At 72.3% G+C, this 16,339-nt stretch carries 17 protein-coding genes; 14 read left to right on the forward strand and 3 right to left on the reverse strand.

The features are described 5' to 3' along the window. The first annotated feature begins 78 nt into the window (after positions 1–78). Together ACOGI5_RS09580 and ACOGI5_RS09585 are read left to right on the forward strand one after the other, a co-directional pair. Positions 79–357, forward strand: a complete 279-nt coding sequence (locus tag ACOGI5_RS09580; protein ID WP_419864192.1) for a type II toxin-antitoxin system RelE/ParE family toxin — start codon at positions 79–81, stop codon at positions 355–357. A 10-nt stretch (positions 358–367) separates the two neighbouring features. Next, complete coding sequence (locus ACOGI5_RS09585) at positions 368–679, forward strand: HigA family addiction module antitoxin (protein ID WP_419864193.1); 312 nt, start codon at positions 368–370, stop codon at positions 677–679. A 55-nt stretch (positions 680–734) separates the two neighbouring features. Here ACOGI5_RS09585 and ACOGI5_RS09590 read toward each other — a convergent pair whose 3' ends face one another. Continuing rightward, positions 735–1,832 (reverse strand): aminotransferase class IV, encoded by a 1,098-nt coding sequence (locus tag ACOGI5_RS09590; RefSeq protein WP_419864194.1) that lies wholly within the window; start codon positions 1,830–1,832, stop codon positions 735–737. Between the two features lie 122 nt (positions 1,833–1,954). Here ACOGI5_RS09590 and pgsA point away from each other — a divergent pair, with 122 nt between their 5' ends. Beyond that, positions 1,955–2,554, forward strand: coding sequence for a CDP-diacylglycerol--glycerol-3-phosphate 3-phosphatidyltransferase (gene pgsA / locus ACOGI5_RS09595; RefSeq protein ID WP_419864195.1), 600 nt, complete (start codon positions 1,955–1,957; stop codon positions 2,552–2,554). 110 nt (positions 2,555–2,664) lie between these two features. Beyond that, a complete protein-coding gene (locus ACOGI5_RS09600; protein WP_419864196.1) occupies positions 2,665–4,158 on the forward strand; it encodes a molybdopterin-binding protein in 1,494 nt (497 codons plus the stop codon). Positions 4,159–4,183: 25 nt separating this feature from the next. Here ACOGI5_RS09600 and ACOGI5_RS09605 read toward each other — a convergent pair whose 3' ends face one another. Further along, positions 4,184–4,669 carry a prepilin peptidase gene (locus tag ACOGI5_RS09605; protein WP_419864197.1) on the reverse strand — a complete coding sequence of 162 codons (486 nt, stop codon included), beginning with the start codon at positions 4,667–4,669 and terminating at the stop codon, positions 4,184–4,186. A 130-nt stretch (positions 4,670–4,799) separates the two neighbouring features. On the opposite strand from ACOGI5_RS09605, the gene ACOGI5_RS09610 reads away from it, so the two are divergent. Genes ACOGI5_RS09610 through ACOGI5_RS09640 form a run of 7 tightly spaced genes read left to right on the forward strand, consistent with a single transcriptional unit; the run spans position 4,800 to position 11,114 of the window. Next, on the forward strand, positions 4,800–5,267 hold the full coding sequence (locus ACOGI5_RS09610; RefSeq protein ID WP_419864198.1) for a hypothetical protein: 468 nt from the start codon (positions 4,800–4,802) through the stop codon (positions 5,265–5,267). 45 nt (positions 5,268–5,312) lie between these two features. Continuing rightward, a complete protein-coding gene (locus tag ACOGI5_RS09615) occupies positions 5,313–6,722 on the forward strand; it encodes an SAF domain-containing protein (protein WP_419864199.1) in 1,410 nt (469 codons plus the stop codon). A 1-nt stretch (position 6,723) separates the two neighbouring features. Beyond that, positions 6,724–7,560, forward strand: coding sequence for a hypothetical protein (locus ACOGI5_RS09620; RefSeq protein ID WP_419864200.1), 837 nt, complete (start codon positions 6,724–6,726; stop codon positions 7,558–7,560). Next, positions 7,547–8,842, forward strand: coding sequence for a CpaF family protein (locus ACOGI5_RS09625; RefSeq protein ID WP_419864201.1), 1,296 nt, complete (start codon positions 7,547–7,549; stop codon positions 8,840–8,842). The genes ACOGI5_RS09620 and ACOGI5_RS09625 overlap by 14 nt, the downstream gene beginning before the upstream one ends. 1 nt (position 8,843) lies before the next feature. Then, the gene (locus ACOGI5_RS09630) at positions 8,844–9,800 is read left to right on the forward strand and encodes a type II secretion system F family protein (RefSeq protein WP_419864202.1); all 957 of its coding nucleotides are present in this window, start codon (positions 8,844–8,846) and stop codon (positions 9,798–9,800) included. Then, entirely contained in the window at positions 9,797–10,615 is an 819-nt protein-coding gene (locus tag ACOGI5_RS09635; protein WP_419864203.1) for a hypothetical protein, read from the forward strand. Before ACOGI5_RS09630 ends, ACOGI5_RS09635 begins: the two co-directional genes overlap by 4 nt. A gap of 1 nt (position 10,616) precedes the next feature. After that, positions 10,617–11,114, forward strand: coding sequence for a hypothetical protein (locus tag ACOGI5_RS09640; RefSeq protein WP_419864204.1), 498 nt, complete (start codon positions 10,617–10,619; stop codon positions 11,112–11,114). Positions 11,115–11,142: 28 nt separating this feature from the next. Here ACOGI5_RS09640 and ACOGI5_RS09645 read toward each other — a convergent pair whose 3' ends face one another. Continuing rightward, a complete protein-coding gene (locus ACOGI5_RS09645) occupies positions 11,143–11,772 on the reverse strand; it encodes a hypothetical protein (RefSeq protein ID WP_419864205.1) in 630 nt (209 codons plus the stop codon). A gap of 13 nt (positions 11,773–11,785) precedes the next feature. Between ACOGI5_RS09645 and ACOGI5_RS09650 the strand changes: the two genes are divergently transcribed. From ACOGI5_RS09650 to ACOGI5_RS09660, 3 genes are read left to right on the forward strand one after another with little or no spacing between them, the layout of a single operon-like run. Further along, the gene (locus ACOGI5_RS09650; protein WP_419864206.1) at positions 11,786–13,009 is read left to right on the forward strand and encodes a sugar ABC transporter substrate-binding protein; all 1,224 of its coding nucleotides are present in this window, start codon (positions 11,786–11,788) and stop codon (positions 13,007–13,009) included. A gap of 26 nt (positions 13,010–13,035) precedes the next feature. Continuing rightward, on the forward strand, positions 13,036–14,025 hold the full coding sequence (locus ACOGI5_RS09655) for a hypothetical protein (RefSeq protein WP_419864207.1): 990 nt from the start codon (positions 13,036–13,038) through the stop codon (positions 14,023–14,025). Positions 14,026–14,038: 13 nt separating this feature from the next. After that, positions 14,039–16,327, forward strand: coding sequence for a Calx-beta domain-containing protein (locus ACOGI5_RS09660; protein ID WP_419864208.1), 2,289 nt, complete (start codon positions 14,039–14,041; stop codon positions 16,325–16,327). Positions 16,328–16,339: the final 12 nt, after the last annotated feature.

A 16,339-nucleotide genomic window follows, 5' to 3' on the forward strand; every position in this document is an offset into this window, starting at 1 on the left:
GGGGGTACGTTCCCTTCGCAGTGGCCCACACCCGATCTGTCGCGTGACAAGTGACGCTTGTCGAACTAGGATTCCTCAGTGATCCGTTCGTTCCGACACCGCGGACTGCGGGCTCTCTATGACGGGCGGAGCCCAAAAGGAGTCAATCCCGATCACATCCAGAAGCTGACTCGTGTGCTCGCCGTGCTTGACCACAGCACTCGGGCAGGAGACATGGACCTCCCAGGATTCCGCGTACACGCGCTGACCGGCAATCTCAAGGGCCATTACGCAGTCACCGTTTCGGGCAACTGGCGAGTCACGTTCCGCTTCGAAGACGGTCATGCCACCGATGTGAACTATGTCGACTACCACTGAGGAGTCAGTCATGCCGATGCAGAACCCCCCTCATCCCGGCGAGATCGTCAAGTGGGAGTGCTTGGAGCCGTTGGGACTCACCGTGAAGCGGGCTGCACAAGGCCTGGGCGTGACACGGCAGGCCCTGTCGAGTCTCGTCAATGGTCGCAGTGGCCTGTCCACTGAAATGGCCTGCCGGCTGTCTGCTGCATTCGGCTCGACGCCAGAGACATGGCTGCGTGTGCAGATGGCTTATGACCTCTGGGAGGCACGTGAACAGCTCGCGTCAGTCGAGGTAGAGCGGTTCTCGGACGCTTCCGCGCTGGCAGCACCCGCTGCGTGATCGCTTGGCCGGCGGGTGGGGCCGGGCGGCTCCACTCAGACAGGGCCGAGCCACTTCAGGGCGCAGCCGCCGGGTACTGGACGTCGATGAAGTCTTCGGGCGGGCCGTCGCCGGCTTCGATCTCGGCGGTGATGAGCTCGTGCAGACGCTTGGCCACCGGTCCCACTGTGCCGTTGCCGATCGGAGCGCCGTCCCACTCCACGACGGGAAAGACGTGGGTATCGCCGCCGGACATGATGAGCTCGGCGCCGGCGCGAGCCTCGTCGGCCCTCAGCGGTCGCTGCTGCACGTCACGCAGCAAGCCCTCGTCGCGCAGCGGTCCGCGCGCCAGATCCAGCAGGCGTCGCATGGTGGTGCCGTGCAGGATGCCTTGGAACGGGGGAGTGACGAAGACGCCGTCGCGGCTGATGCTGCACACATTCAGCACGCAGGCCTCGGCGATGAAGCCGTCATCGTCGACAATGATGCCGAACATGCCGCCGCCGTCAGCGGCCTCGAGGTGCGTGAGCACGTTCAGCAGGTAGTTGTTGGACTTGATCTGCGCCAGCAGCGGCGGCTTCATCGGCGTGTTGCGCACGGTGGCCTCACGGAAGCCGTCCACCATCGGATCGAAGCCGCCCGAGCCGAAGCCCATGGGGTCGAGCACGACGCAGTAGAAGCACGGCTCCTCGCACTCGGCGGGCTGGAACGAGAACCCGCCTGGGCCCGCCGTCAGCCAGTACCGCACGATGCCGTCGCGGACTCCCGACGAGGCTGCCGTGTCCGCCACCATCTGAATGAGCTCGTCACGGGACCACGGCACCTCCAGGCGGGCGCCCTCTGCGCTGGCGAGCAGACGGTCGATGTGGATGCCGAGCCGGTAGAGGCGCCCGTTCACGAGCGAGCAGGTATCGAAAATGCCGTGGCCCCTGTGCACCATGTGATCGTCGAGGGGCACGGTCATGACGGTGGGATCGGTGACCACGCCGCCGAGGTAGGAGCTGAACATGGCGTGGCAGCCGCGCTTGCCGTGGCGTCGGGCGGCCATGCGCTCCACGGCTTCGGCAGCACTCAGGACCTGCTGAGCGGGGCGCAGGCCATCGGCTGCCCGGTTGAGCGGTGCGGCGATGCCGTCCGCGTTCTCGTCGGCGGTAGGGACCGTCCGCAGCGCCACGTGCCGATACTACGTGGACGGCATCGGTCGGCCCAGGGAGGCTCCGCTGATCTCACGGCGGCCTCGTGCAGATGGCAGAGCGGCGGCCGACCAGCATTCCGCTCGCGTAGCCTCGCAGGGCAATGGCCGATCCGGATGGGGAGGACGCGCCCCCGGTATTCGGGCCGACGGCACTGGCGACGCCGGCCAACCTGGTCACGGTCGCCCGGATCGCAGCCTCTCCGGTGTTCATCGTGATGATCGTGTCGTGGGGGGCACGATGGGCCACGTTCGCCGTCGGCTTCGCCATCGCCATGACCGACTACCTCGACGGCTGGCTCGCTCGCCGTCACGGCACGACGCGCGCCGGCGCCTTCCTGGATCCGCTGGCCGACAAGGTGCTGGTGCTCGGCGGGATGGTTGCGCTCGTGTGGAACGGCCAATTCCACGCTGCCCCGGTGATTGTCATTGCGGCACGTGAGCTGTTGATCAGCGCGTACCGGTCGCGCGCCGGTCGCCGAGGCATCACGGTGCCCGCCACCAAGCTCGCCAAGTGGAAGACGTTCGTTCAGCTCTGGGCCATCGGATTCGCCGTCATGCCGCCGCTGGCCACGAACGCGCACTGGGTCGCCACGCTGACGCTGTGGACGGCCGTGGTGCTGACCGTCTGGACCGGCTGGTCGTACCTGCGATCGGCACGCGGTGTGGCGGCAGCGCAGCTCGACGACGACGCGTCCGGCTGATCTACAGGGCCTGTTGTCTCCCGCTCTTGTACCCCATGCTCATGCGGTTGGGCTCACGGGCCGCTCGGGCCACGGTTTCGCCTTCGGCTCAGCCTCTAGGGTCACTCCTCGTGAAGACCGAGATCGTCGCCGTGGGCACCGAGTTGCTGCTGGGCCAGATCGTCGACACGAACTCCTCGTGGATGGGCGAGCAGCTCGCTCTGGCAGGCATCGACAGCCACTACCAGACGAAGGTGGGGGACAACTGGGATCGCATCGAGGATGCCTTCCGGCTGGCGCTCGACCGCAGCGATGCGGTGATCGTGTGCGGCGGCTTGGGGCCCACGCAGGACGACATCACCCGGGAGGTGCTGGCGTCGGTGATGGGGGTTGAGCTGGTGCTCGACGAGCGCATCGCCGAGCGGATCCGTTCGATGTTCGCCAGCCGCAGCCGCCCGATGCCTGAGAACAACCTGCGCCAGGCCATGGTGCCCGTCGGCGCGTCGCCGATCCCGCAGCAGCCGGGCACCGCGCCCGGCCTAGTGGCGCCCATTCGCTGGGTGCAGGGCGTCGGCGCCATCGCCCTCGGCGTTGAACCGCCAGCAGGCGCAGAGGTACTCGATCGGGTGGTGTACGTGGTGCCCGGTGTGCCGTATGAGATGCGCGAGATGATGAACGGCACGGTGCTGGTCGACCTGCAGCGGCGTGCCGGGGTGACGGCCACCATCGAGAGCCGGGTGCTGCGGACCTGGGGGCAGAGCGAGTCGGGGCTTGCCGAGATGCTGGCCGGCCGCATTGACGAGCTGGACGAGGCTGGCAACCCGACGCTGGCGTTCCTGGCCAGCGGCATCGAGGGCATCAAGGTGCGGATCACTGCGAAGGGTGCCGACTCGGCCGAGGCATGGCAGCTCATCGATGCCGAGCAGGCGGTGCTGGAACCGCTGCTGGGCGACCTGGTCTTTGCCTACGACGACGACAACATGGAGACGGCCGTGCTCGCCGAGCTGGGCCGGCTCGGCTTGACGCTCGGTGTCGCGGAGACCATCACCGGCGGCCGCATGGCCAACCGGCTGTCCTCCGCGGAGGCCGCGATGCGTGCCGGCAGACCGCCGGGCGGTGCCAAGCTGGGCGATCCCGGGCTTGCCTCCAGTTCCGACGACGCTGCACCCGACGACGCAGCACCCGGCGGCACAGCGTCCGAGGGCGGCGGCCCACGGACGTTCGCGGGCGGCATCGTGGCTCGCTCCGAGCACCTGGCCGGCTACCTGCTGCATGCCGGCTCCTCAGAGGTCTCGCCGCTGGGCGATGATCTTGTACCGGCGCTCGCCTCAGCGGCTGGCGCCGAAGCGCTCGCCCGTGCAGCTCGTTTGCGCACGGGTGCCAGCGTGGGACTTGCGGTCACAGCGATCGAAGACCGTGCCGCCGCCACGCCTGAGCATCCCTTCGGCACGGCGTTCCTGGCCGTGTCGATCTCAGCGCAGCCAGCGCGCGGCCACATCCCCGCAATCGCTCACCGGGACAAGGCCGACGAGATCCGGCTGCCCGGCGACCGCGAGCGTCTCGCCGACTACAGCGCCATCTCGGCGCTCAACCTGCTGCGCCTCATCCTCCAAGGCCGTCGCTAGCAGCGTTGCGTGTGAAGGGCCACCGTCAACTCGGCAGCGCGCCGTCGGCCCACAGGCGCCACGCCACGACTGCGGCGGTGCCGGTGACAAGGCCGGGGGCCCAGCGCACCCGCGCGCTGCGACCGTGCCGCACCAGCGCCGCCACCGCCGCGGGCCACTGCGCGAGCGCTCCCGCCATGAGCGCCCACAACGCCCACGCCGGGCCCCACCAGCCCGCCAGCAGGCTGTTCACCACGATGAGCCGGACATCGCCGAAGCCCATCCGGTCGGGCCAGCGCCGGTAGGCGAGCTCCAGCGCGAGCGCGATGGCTGTCGCGGCGCCCACCGCCCAGCCGAACCGGGCCGGATCGCCCGCCAGCGCTGCCGCGCCGCCCAGCAGCACGGCAACGGCTGCGCCGGCGGGCCACACGGCCCGTCGCGGAATACGGCCGCTGCGGAGGTCGGCGACCATCACATAGACGCCCATTGCGCCCCATGCCGTCACGGCGGCCCACACCAGCAGGGTGCTCATCGCAGACTCCTCGACACCGCAAGGCGGTGTTGTCGTGTGAAGTTCCTCACGAAATAGCTATGGATATAGTTTTTCGCAGTCAGACCCGGTGGCGCTGCGTGCCCCGGCGAACGGAAGGTTGCCTCTCCTCATGGTTGAAGCTCCCGTGAGTCTCCCCGGCGCGGCGCCGCCGGCGCGCCGCCGGCTGCAGCGCGTACGCCGTGACGACAGCGGGCTGACCACCCTCGAATGGCTGCTGATCGTGGCCGCCGTGGCCGGTCTCGCCGCGCTCGCCGTGGTCATCGTGACGAACGTCGTCACCGAGACAGCCGAGCAGATCGAGGGCAGCGCCGCCCGGTTGACGACTGCGCAGATCCAGGCCGACTCCATCACGCAGGACGCGCGTGCCGCGACCATTGCGAAAGCGGACGACATCTTGGCCATGAACGACCGGTACGGGAGCCGGTGCCGGCGGCTGAACATCACCTATGCCTCCACCTTCACCGACGTCGACCCGCCTCAGTCGGCCAATTGGAAACCCGGCGCGGACAACAACAGCGACAATGACTTGAGCGGTCCGAACGAGGCGCCGGAATGCTCCATCGGCGACAAGAACTAGCCAGGAGCCGGCGTTGGTCTGCCCCCTCAGGAACGGCAGCGATTGATGTCGGCAGGAGACGCTCCTGCCGGAGACGCTCCTGCCGGCGGCGCTCCTGCCGGCGGCGCTGCTGCCGGCCATGCGTTCGGCACGGCAGCAGCCGGCCCGATCAGCGCCCCTGCGCGCCCGGCGTCGGGCCCGAAGTCCCGCCGGCAGGCTCGCAAGCAGGCTCGCAAGCACGCCAAGCAGACCAAGCGCGCCACGCGCCGGGTCGCGCCGAGCCGCCGGCAGGCTCGCAGGCAGGCCAAGCAGGCCAAGCGCGACCGGTACCCGACCGGGCGGGTCGGAGCGGCCGGCATCGACGTCGGCGCAATGCCGACACGGGCCGCCGGCACTCGCCGCAGGCTGCCCGGATATCTCAAGCGGCTCCTGTTCGTTGCCGGCGGCGTGGTGGTCGCGGCGGCCAGCGTGGCGGGCTTCTGGTACTCCGCCGACGCATTCGACGAGCGCGCTCCGGTGCTGGTGGCGGCCCGCGACATCGCCGCCGGCGACACCCTCAGCGTGTCGGATCTCACCTCGGCCTCCCTGGTGCTCGGAACCGCCGTGCCCCATGAGCCCTGGACCGACGACGCGCCGCTCTCCTACGAAGGGATGGTGGCGACCCAGCCCATCCCCGCGGGCGGCCTGGTGCGATTCGAGATGGTCCGCGCCGCCGGCAGCGGCGCCGAGGGCTCCGAGCTGGAGGTGGTGGTGCCGCTCGACCTGAGCCTCGCGGCCCAGGAGGTCGCCGACGGCGACATGGTGCTGCTGGTGGACCCCGGCCAGGAGCCGGCTGAAGCAGACGACGGCAGGCCCCGTCAGGTGGCCCTCGCCTCCACGCTCGCCAACTTCGACGGCGGGAGCATGAGACTGTACGTGCCGCCGGAGGAGTGGGCGCAGTGGGAGGCGCTGCTGGAGGAGGCGGGCGGCGCGCTGATGGTGGTGCCGCTGGGCGACGGCGGCGATGCCGTCGAGCTGGCGGCGCGCCTCGACGCCGTGTGGCGGGCCCAGTGGGCCGACGCCGTCGACGAGATCGCCGCCGCTGAGGCAGAGGAGAGAGAGGCGTTTCAGGGCGGGCCCGGCGAACTGGAGGTGATCGTGTCGTTCGACACGAGTCTGGCGCCCAGCGGCCTGTCCGACGGCGACATGGTGCTGGTGGTCGACCCCGGTGCCGAGCCGCTGGGCAACGACCCGGGCCGCCCGCGCACAGTCATCGGCAGCCTCGAGCTGGAGAACTGGGTCGAGGGCCGGATGCGGATGTTCGTCCCGCCCGAGGAATGGCTGTACTGGCGGGCGCTGCCCGACCGGCTCGGCGCGGATCCCATGGTGCTCGGCGTGCCCGCGGGCACCGATGTCGAGGATGTCTCGACCCGGCTCAACGCGCAGTGGCACGACGCCTGGCGGGCGTCGGTGGCCGGATCGGCGACCGGGGGCTGAGATGCTGGTGCTGATCGCCGCGCCAAGCGCACGTCTCGACGCGGGATCGGTCGGCCTTGCGCTGGCCCGCAAGTGGGCCGACACGGACGCCCCCGTGCTGTTCGTCGATGCCGACACCGCCGGCACGCGGCTGGCGCAGCGGTTCGGCGACATCGCGTTCGCCGACTTCTCCCCGGCAGACCGGGGGCTGCCGTCGCTGATCGCAGCGCGTGACTCGCTGACGCTGCGGCTGCTGGCCGACCACTGCTACAGCCTCGACACGGCCGCGGGGTCGTTGTGGGCGCTGTTCGCGCCGTCTCACCCCGACGGCGGCGTCCTCGCCGCGCAGTGGCTCGCCGAGCGCACCGGCGACTTGGCCGCGGTTGACCGCGAGCGCAGCATCGTGCTGTCGTCGTGGCTGTCTCATGGGGCGGCGAGGCTGACCCCGCTGGTGCCGTCGAACGCCGTGCTGGTGGTGCTGGCACCGGTCGCCGCGCTGCGCGACGCACATGCGCTGGGAGCGTTGCTGGCAGAGTTCGGCCTGACGCCTCCGCGCTGCCCGCACCGGGCGCTCATCGTGGAGGGCCACACGGGCCTGACCGACGAGGTGCTCGCCGCCGAGACCGGCCTGCATGTCGCGGGGCGGCTCCAGGTCGTCGACGACGAGACGGTGTTGCGCCTGCGGGGCGGCCGTCGTGAGCGGGCGTTCCTGAGAGGCATCGACGACATGGCGGCCCGCCTGCTGTCGTACTCGCGCCAGGTCGCCGCCGCGCAGCAGGCGGTCCCCGCCGCCCGCCCCCCTCAGCAGCCGCTGGTGAGGGCTGGGATCACCGAGAGGAGCCGCGGTGACGCTGCGTGAGGAGATCTGGACCGTGGTGCAGCCCCAAGTGCAGGACTACCGGCTCGCCAACCCCGACCGTGCCGCCGAGGCAGTCGAGCAGGCATGCCACGACATCGCGTCGGCATCGATCCGCCGCCTCGAGGCCCAAGCGCTCGACGACACCGGCACGGCGCTGTCCGAGGGCGACCTGGAGTGGATATGGGCACAGTTCGCAGCGCTGCTGGGCGCGGGTCCCATGGAGCGGTTCCTGCGCCGGCCCGATGTCGAGAACATCTACGTCTTCGGCCCCGATTTCGCGGTGCTCGGCCTGTCGGGCGGTCGCCAGGAGCACATACGCGAGCCGGTCTTCTCCGGCGAGGACGAGATGATCCGCTACATCGCCCATCTGGCCACCACGCACGGCCAGACCGGTCGGCGTTTCGACCAGTCGGCGCCGCTGCTGGACCTGCGCCTGCGCACCGGCGAGCGCGTGTTCGCCGCGATGGCGGTGTGCGGCACGCCGTTCCTGACGGTGCGCTGCCACCGGCACCGCGCCATCCGCCTGGAGGACCTGGTGGCGGGCGGGTCCCTCTCCGAGCAGGCGGCGGACTTCCTGCGGGCCGCGGTGCGCCCGCCGGCACCGTCCAACCTGCTCGTGTGCGGCGCCTTGGGCGCGGGCAAGACCACGCTGCTGCGCACGCTGCTGGCCGAGATCGGCCCCAGCGAGATCGTGTGCACCCTGGAGCAGACCTTCGAGCTGTTCTTGGACCAGTCCCACCCGCTGACCTTCGCCGTGGAGACCCGCGAGGCCAACAGCGACGGTTCGGGCGAGATCACCATGGACGATCTGGCCCGGCGGTCACTGCGCTCGGGCGCCGACCGGGTGATCGTGGGCGAGCTGCGCGGTGCCGAAGCCGCCACGTTCCTGTCCGCGTGCGGTACCGGCTCGGACGGGTCGATGGCCACCATCCACGCTTCGTCGCCCAGACAGGCGCTCGCGAGGCTGGTGCGCTACTGCCTGGGCGCGGTCGGCGCCCCGGTCCAGTCGGCGCTGATCCAGGAGGCCGCCGAGGTCATCCACCTGGTGGTGCACCTGCGGGGCGACCCCCGCACCGGCTTCCGGGGCGTGAGCTCGATCTCCGAGGTGCTCGGATCCCACGGCGACCGCTTCGAGATGGGAGAGATCTTCGGCCGCCGCAGCCGCGGCGGGCCGCTCGAGCTGATCGGCCGGCCCCGCAACCCCGAGGTCGTCGAGCGGGTGGCCGAAGGCGGCCTCGACGTATCGGGCTGGCTCGCAGCAGACTCGCACGCGGGCGGCTGAGATGGCCCGGGCCATCGCCTTCGGCGTCCTCGCCACGGCCGGTCTGTGCCTGGTGCTGTTCTCGGGGCCGCTGAGCCGTCTCCGGCGCCGCGGCCGTGGCCGTGCCTCCGGCGCAGCCGTCCCGCCGGCCGAGCGCAGGCGCCAGCAGGCCGGCGGGACGGCCCGCACCGGCGCACCGGCCGCACCTGCCGCAGCGGCTGCCGGTGGCGGGCTGAGGCGGATCAGCCCGCTCATGGCAGTGCAGATCGTGGCAGCGGCTGCCGGCGGGCTCGCAGGTTGGGCGGCCACGGGCCTGCTGGGCATGATGATGCTGCTGGGGGGTCTGGGCGCGCTGCTGCCGCCGTTCATGGCTGCGCCCGCCCGGCGGCGGCGGCAGACCCGCCTGGCGCTGGCGTGGTCGACGTGGAGCCGCCAGCTCGCTGAGCTGGCCCGCGCCGGCTCGGGACTGGTCGAGGCGCTGCGCGGCAGCGTCGAGCACGCGCCCGCCGAGATAGCGGCCGTCGTGGCGAGGTGCGCAGCCACCGCCGAGCTGCATGGCCTCGAGGCCGCGCTGGACGAGCTGTCCGAAGCAGGAGCCGTGTGGGAGCCCGAGGTGGCTGCCGGCCTGCGCATGGCGGCGACCTCGGGCGGCTCGGTGGCCGACCCGCTGCTCGACCTGTGCAGCCGCATCGAGGACGTCGTCGACCTGCATCGCTCCAGGACCGAGGCCGTGGTGCAGCTGTGGACCCAGACGATCGCGCTGCTGTGCCTGGAGGGCGGCGTGGTGGCGCTCATGTACCGCAACAATCCCGCCTACTTCGACCCCTACGAGTCCGGCACGGGCCAGCTCGTGTTCGTTGCCATCGCGGCGCTGCTGCTGCTGTCCACGTCGTTCCTCGTATACCACTCGGTGGTACGCGACGAGCACTCGGTGCTGGTGCCGCCGCGCCGGCGCAACCGGGCCAGGGATCCGCTGTGAACCCGCTGGTGCTCGCTGCCGGCGCGGCGTTCTTCGTCGGGGTCGTGCTCGTCGCCGTCGGCATCGTCGGGCCGCCGGCGAGAGGCCGTGCAGCGCAGACGCCCGGCGAGACACTGCGAGATCTGCTGCCCACGGTCTCCCAGGGAGACGAGCAGAGCCTTCGTCTGGCGGGCTTCACGCCCGAGTCTTACGCGCTGCAGCGCTTCGGGGGTCTCGTGGGCGGGTCGGCCGTCGGCGGGCTGATCAGCGTGGTGTGGGGCCGCGGCCTGTGGGGCACCGTGCTGGTGCTGGCCGCGGCGGGCGCGGCGGGATGGCTGCTGCCGATGCTGGGCGTGCGCGACACCGCCCGCAAGGCCCGCCTCGAGCTCGATCAGGTGATCCGGGTGTGGATCGCGCTGGTGGCCCAGCAGGTGGCGGCGGGCGTCGATCCGCCGGTGGCCATGCTCGCCGCGTCCCGCGCGGGCCGGCGCACGAGCTGGGATCTGCTGCACCGGTACCTGCTGGCGGCTCAGCAGGAGCGCCGACCTGTCTGGGAGGGACTCGTCGACATCGTCGATCGCTACGGCATCCGCTCGCTGGCGCCGGTGACCTCTGCGCTGGGCCTTGCCGCCGAGCGCGGCACCCGCCTGGCCGAGGCCGTGCTGGCTGCTGCAGACTCGCTGTGGCGCGAGTCCACCTCTCGCGAGCGCGAGAAAGCCGGCCGCCGCGCCCAGATCATCGTGCTGCCTGCCACCGGGGTCGCCCTCGCGCTGGCCGGCATCCTGACCTACCCGCCGTTCACGGCGCTCACCGGCGGCGTCACGAGCCTGCCCTGACATGCGCACCGTGGCCGGCACCAGCGCCCCGGCGGCGGATCCCCGGCCCGGGCCTGGCGGGCCGCGTGCCGGCGCGCCCCGGCCCGGCGACGACCGCGGCCTGGTCACGCTGGAATGGCTGCTGATCGTGGGCGCGGCTGCCGGTCTGGCGGCGGCGTCGGCACTGCTCGTGCAGCGGGTGGTGGACACTGCCGCCGATGCGCCGGGCGACCCGCTGGTGCGCGTGCTTGACGCCGACATCGCGGCAGCGTTCATCGCCGGCGAAGCCAATGCCGCGGTGCTGGCCTCCTCCTACGGCAGCACCGAGGACAGCGAGTACCGGCGGCGCTGCCAGCGCGGGCTCGCGTCCGACTTCGCCGATGTCGTGACGGGAGCCGCCTGGACCACGCCCGTGACGGCGCCGCCGAACCAGCCGGGGGAGCCTGGCGATCCGGGCCTGGCCACGCTCGCCACGCCGGCGCGGTGCACGGTCGTCCCGCGGCCGGGTCTGGGCGGCTGACCCGATGGCCGCCGCGACCCGGAGGATCTCAGCAGAGCGGCAGCTCGGCCGGCACGGCGCCGCTGCGCTCATCTCGCGCCGGGGGCGCCAGGATCGCCGGGCCCTGTGCGATCGCATGCACCCGGTCCCACCGGTTCGGCCACAGGGCCGCCAGCGGGCCGAACACCTCGCCCGACACCACCACGCGCACCCAGCCGGTCTCGCCGCCTTGGGGCCGCCGCCGACCCTGCGGCGCGCCGGCGTCGGTGAGCTGGTCCGAGCACCAGTCGCTGTGGACTTCGGCGGCGTCCGGCGTCCACCAGCGCCAGCCGCTGCCGGCGGCGGCGGCGGCGGCCACGGCTTCCTCGGCCGCCGACGCCATGGCAAGCACGTCGGGGTGCGGTTCCGGGTCGGTGTAGGGGATGGCGAGATTGGCCGGGTCCTCGGTCGGCACGTGCCTGAAGTCGGCGTCCGCCGCGGCGCGCCATGCCGAGCGCAGCCCCGCCGAGGCGGCCAGCTCGGCCTCAGCCTGGGCGTTGGTCACGATGAACGCGTGGACGAGCATCAGCAGGATCGCCGTGATCAGCGCCGGCCACACCACCAGCAGCGCCAGCGTCTCGCCGCGCTCGTCGCGGCGCCGTAGGGGCGCAGGGTCGAGGCAGCGGGCAGGACACGACATGACGGCGGGGCATATGAGGATATGCACACGGGGCGCAGCGCTGATCCTGACGGCCGCGGCGCTGATCCTGGCAGCCGTGGCGTGCTCGGCTGGCGACGACCCCCGCAGGCCCGCCGCGGGCCCGGCCCGCACGACCGCACCCGGCCCGGCCGTTCCGAGCGGGCTCTCCGGCTCGGGCGACGCGGCCGAGCCGGACGGCTCAGGCGCCGGAGCGCGGACGCCGGGCACCATGGTGCCGGTTGCCGCTCCCCACAGGGCGAGACTGCCGTGGGGCTACTTCGTGCTGGCCGACCGCATCGCCGCCAAGCTCGCCGCAGGCGATGCCCTCAACTTCGTCATGTCGCTCACGGCTGTCGGCGATGCCGACCACGCGGCATCGCTCGGGCACGGGTGGCGCGGGGCCGCCGCCGAGGCCGCCGAGGCGCACGGTATCGGCATCGACGCCCAGGTGATCGGCCCCCACAGCGCCGACGCCGTCGCGCAGGCCCTCGCCATCACCTCGCTCGTCGCCTCCGGCGACATCGACTGCCTGGCCGTCGAGGCCGCCAACCCGCGCCTGCTCGACCGCGCGATCGGGGTGGCCGTCGACGCGGGCATCCCCGTGTTCGCAGTGGCCGGCGACAGCCCAGGCTCCCAGCGCTTCGCCTTCTTCGGCATCGACGCGTATGCCGCGGGCCGCTCGACGGGACGCCTCGCCGGCGAGTGGGCCGCCGAGGGCGGGATCCTGGTGCGCCGCGCCGCCGTGCTCACCGGCAACGCCCGCAGCCAGCGCAGCTTCGACCTGATGCGCGGCTTTGTCGACGGGCTGGCGGGCATCCACCCGGGCGCAGAGTTCGTCAACGGCCCCGCCGACGTCGCGTCGTTCGGCTTCGAGCCGCCGCAGGTGCGCGCCGCCACCGAGGCGTGGGTGCTCGACAACCTCGACGTGGACATGGTGTTCCATACCGACGGGGGAGTCGAGGCGCTGGCCCAGGTGATGGCCGAGCAGTCCCTGTACGGCGACATGTACGCGGTGGGCTTCCACATGAGCCCCCCGATGGCGGGCGCCATCCGCGACCTGCTGGTGGCGATCTCGATGGCCGAGCGCTCCGCCGAGCAGGCCCGCCGGGCCGGCGCCGCCTGCAGCGAGTTCCTGCTGGCCGGCGTGCTGGAGACGGGCCGTCCAGCCGTGACGCCGCTGCCGGTGACCCGCGACGGCGTCGACGCGATCGACTGGTCGCTGCCGGAGAACCGGTAGCGCTGCGGGGCTCGGAGGATCGGCCGGTGCGGCGCGACGAGCGGGGAGGGGCGGTCAGCCTGTGGGTGCTGCTGATGGTGCCGGTGTCGGCCTTCGCGGCGGTGGTGGCCATGGCCGGCCCCCAGCGCCTCGCCGCGGAGTCCAGCGTGCAGGACGCGGCCGGCGACCTCGCCGCGCTTGCGGTGGCCTGGCGCGACGGCCAGGGCACTGCCGGCGGCCCGCTGCTGGCATTCTTCGGCGACTGCGAGATGCTCACCGATGAGCTGCGCAGCGAACGCAACGCGCTCGGCGACGCCATCAGGGCGCTGCCCGACGAAGCAGCCCCGGGCGAGGAGGAGTTCGACCGTCTGGCCGGCGGCGTCCGCGCGGCACTGGGCCGCCTGAATCTCGCCCCGCCCGCCGCCCTCGACTCCCAGCGCGAGTTGGCGTACCAGTTCGGCCGGCTCTACGGCGCCGAAGGGCATGTTGCGAGCTGGGAGGCTGCGTGCCGTGCCGTGACCGATGCGCTGGTGCGTGATCTCGGGAATCTCGGGATCGACCTCGACTCGCTGAGCGGCTTCTACAGCGACTCGCTCACCGGGTCGGGCGATTGGCCTTCGCAGGGCTGCTTCAGCGCCGACGGCGTGCTGCTCGCCGGCCACACGGCGCGCGCCTCCTGCACGGCCGCAGGAGGGGAGTGGCTGGCACGGCCGTGCCGGACTGCGGCCGATGTCGCCGTGCGCGACGCCGTGCATGTGGCGCTGGCGGCAGACTGGCGCTACGCCGGATGGGCCGCGACGCAGGTGTGGCCCGACGGCATCTCCATGGGCGCGGAGGCGGTGGGCCGGCTCGCGCAGCGCGTCGAGACGCCGCCGGAGGGATCGCCCGCCAGCCCGCCTGCTGCTTCGTGCGGGCATCGCCTGGTGGTGCTCGACGAGGTGGGCCGACCGGTGTGGGCGCGCAGCGATCCGCCGCCTCCCCGACCCACCGCACGCGAGCTGTCCCAGAGCGTGCGGCGCACGCCGTTCTCCGGGTGACGGGGAGCCGTCCGTGGAATCCGCTGTTGACGCTGCCGCCTCGAGACGCCGGGACGGGGCGGGAGACGGGCTCGGCGACGAGGCCGGCGACGAGGCCGGCTCAGTGTCGCTCGAGCTGGTGCTGCTGGTGCCGGTGCTGTTGCTGCTGACGCTGTTCGTGCTGTGGGCGGGCCGCAGCGGACGGGTCGCGCTCACTGCCGACCTGGCCGCCTCCGAGGCCGCCACCGCTGCTGCGCTGTGCTGCGAGGAAGGAGAGGCGGGCGCTCTCGACCGCGAGGCCGTGGTGCGCGACGTGCTCGAGTCGCGCCCCGGTCTCGAGCACCTGTGCATCGGCGGCGTGCGACCGGCTGCGGCCCCCGGCGGCGAGGGGCAGTTCGTGCACGAGCAGTGGCTCGAGTTCGAGCCCGGCCGGCGCACTGCGGGCGTCGGGGTGCTCGACGTGCGCTTCGAGTGCGAGACCGACGGCGCGGTGGCGCCGATGCGGGGGCTGCTGTCCACGGTGGCCGTCCAGGGCCAGGCCGCCGAGGTGGTGCTGCGCAACCTCCGGCCGCCCGGCATCGGATTCGAGGCAAGCAGGTTCCGTGCCGCCGAGCGCTCTTCGGGGCGGTCCGCCCGGCTTGTGCTCACCGTGGCGTCCGATCTGGCGGTCAGCCGCGATGTCGAGGTGCGCTATTTCATCGACGAGGCTGCCGGCACAGCAACCGCCGGCGACGACTACAGCACCGAGATCGGGGGCTACGACCCCGTCTCCCAAGAGGGATCGGTGACCATTCGCCGCGGCCGGCGCAAGGCGGCGATCGGCATCGATCTGATCCACGACGGCGTGCACGAGGGCACCGAGACGCTCGTGGTGTACCTGGTCGCTCTTGTCGATCCCGAGACGGGCGACGGGTTCCCGCCCGACGATCCCGACAGCCCCGTCGTCGGCGACCTGCTCCAGGCCACTGGCGAGATCGTCGACGACGATCCCGAGCCGTTCTTGTTCGTCTCCGCTGTCGGCGGGCTGTGCCAGACCGTCGAGGGCGGCTCGGCGACGTTCTCGGTGCGCTTGAGAGACCGGGGTGACGCCCGCGGTGCCCCCAGCGCCGCACCGGTCAGGGTGAACGTCAGCACTGGCGACGGCCGGCAGCCGGACGCGAGCCGCAACGCCAGCGCCGGGTCCGACTACGCGTCGCTGCATGAGTCGCTGACCTTCGAGCCCGGCGAGCACTCCAAGTCGGTGACGGTGCAAACCCGCGACGACGAGTCGAACCCGGTGGGCGAGCAGAGCGAGCAGTTCGTGGTGAGGCTGTGGGGGGCTCGTGGTGCGAGGCTGGGTCACAGTCCGGCGGAGGCGTCGTGCGAGATCATCGACGACGAGCCGGTGGTGACGGTCCGGCCGGCGCAGGCCGCCGAGGGCAGCCCGATCTCGTTCGCGGTGCATCTCGATCCGCCGCCGACCTCTGACATCGAGCTGGGCTACCGGCTCCACGACTACCTGCTGGCAGCCCACCGGGCGCAGCGGGCTGCAACGGCCGCGTGCGCCGGCGGTGACGACTACCTGCCGCTCAGCGGCGTGCTGCTCATCCCGGCGGGCAGCCGGTCGGCGATGCTGCCGCCGGTCGGCACCTGCGCCGACTCGCAGGCCGAGCCCGACGAGCAGTTCTGGCTGAGCGTCAGCCGCCGCAGCGGCGAGGTGTACCTGCCGCCCGGCGCCGGCGCAGCCGGCACCATCATCGACGACGACGTCCGCGAGGTCGACGAGGCGGTCGAGGACGTGCCGGGCGACACCTCCGGCGGCAGTCTGGACGATGCGACGGACGCCATCGACGACGACGTTGATGACGGCACCATCATCGACGACGACGTCCGCGAGGTCGACGAGGCGGTCGAGGACGTGGCGGACGACGCCTCCGGCGGCGGTCCGGACGATGCGGCGGACGCCGTCGACCGGCCGGCCGCCGGCGTGCCCATCGTGTCGATCGCAGATGCCCGGGTCTCCGAGGACGGCCGCAGCATCGAGTTCACGCTCGAGCTGCACGAGCCCGGCGCCTTCGACGGCCGGCTTCGCTACACGACGGCACCGATGACGGCCGCCTGGGCACCGGTCGGCGTGGCGCCGGCGACGGCAGGCGAGGACTTCGTCGCCGCCTCCGGCACGCTCGACATCGCCGCCGGCGAGGTGACAGCGACCGTGACCGTGGCCGTCAGCGACGACGGCCGCGACGAGGCCGATGAGGGGTTCCTGCTGGTGCTCAGCAGCCCGATCCGGCTCGTCCTCGACGACGCCGCTGCGGTGGGCGTCATCGTCGACGACGATTGAGCCCGCACAAGC

Origin of the sequence: Candidatus Poriferisodalis sp. (genome assembly GCF_965208925.1) — a bacterium.
Lineage (GTDB): Bacteria > Actinomycetota > Acidimicrobiia > Acidimicrobiales > Poriferisodalaceae > Poriferisodalis.

What these genes read in the sequence shown, in the direction of transcription:
- ACOGI5_RS09585 (WP_419864193.1), top strand. Translation starts at nt 368, where the DNA reads ATGCCGATGCAGAACCCCCCTCATCCCGGCGAGATCGTCAAGTGGGAG.
- pgsA (WP_419864195.1), top strand. Translation starts at nt 1,955, where the DNA reads ATGGCCGATCCGGATGGGGAGGACGCGCCCCCGGTATTCGGGCCGACG.
- ACOGI5_RS09605 (WP_419864197.1), bottom strand. Translation starts at nt 4,669, where the DNA reads ATGAGCACCCTGCTGGTGTGGGCCGCCGTGACGGCATGGGGCGCAATG.
- ACOGI5_RS09610 (WP_419864198.1), top strand. Translation starts at nt 4,800, where the DNA reads ATGGTTGAAGCTCCCGTGAGTCTCCCCGGCGCGGCGCCGCCGGCGCGC.
- ACOGI5_RS09615 (WP_419864199.1), top strand. Translation starts at nt 5,313, where the DNA reads ATGTCGGCAGGAGACGCTCCTGCCGGAGACGCTCCTGCCGGCGGCGCT.
- ACOGI5_RS09620 (WP_419864200.1), top strand. Translation starts at nt 6,724, where the DNA reads ATGCTGGTGCTGATCGCCGCGCCAAGCGCACGTCTCGACGCGGGATCG.
- ACOGI5_RS09630 (WP_419864202.1), top strand. Translation starts at nt 8,844, where the DNA reads ATGGCCCGGGCCATCGCCTTCGGCGTCCTCGCCACGGCCGGTCTGTGC.
- ACOGI5_RS09640 (WP_419864204.1), top strand. Translation starts at nt 10,617, where the DNA reads ATGCGCACCGTGGCCGGCACCAGCGCCCCGGCGGCGGATCCCCGGCCC.
- ACOGI5_RS09645 (WP_419864205.1), bottom strand. Translation starts at nt 11,772, where the DNA reads ATGTCGTGTCCTGCCCGCTGCCTCGACCCTGCGCCCCTACGGCGCCGC.
- ACOGI5_RS09650 (WP_419864206.1), top strand. Translation starts at nt 11,786, where the DNA reads ATGAGGATATGCACACGGGGCGCAGCGCTGATCCTGACGGCCGCGGCG.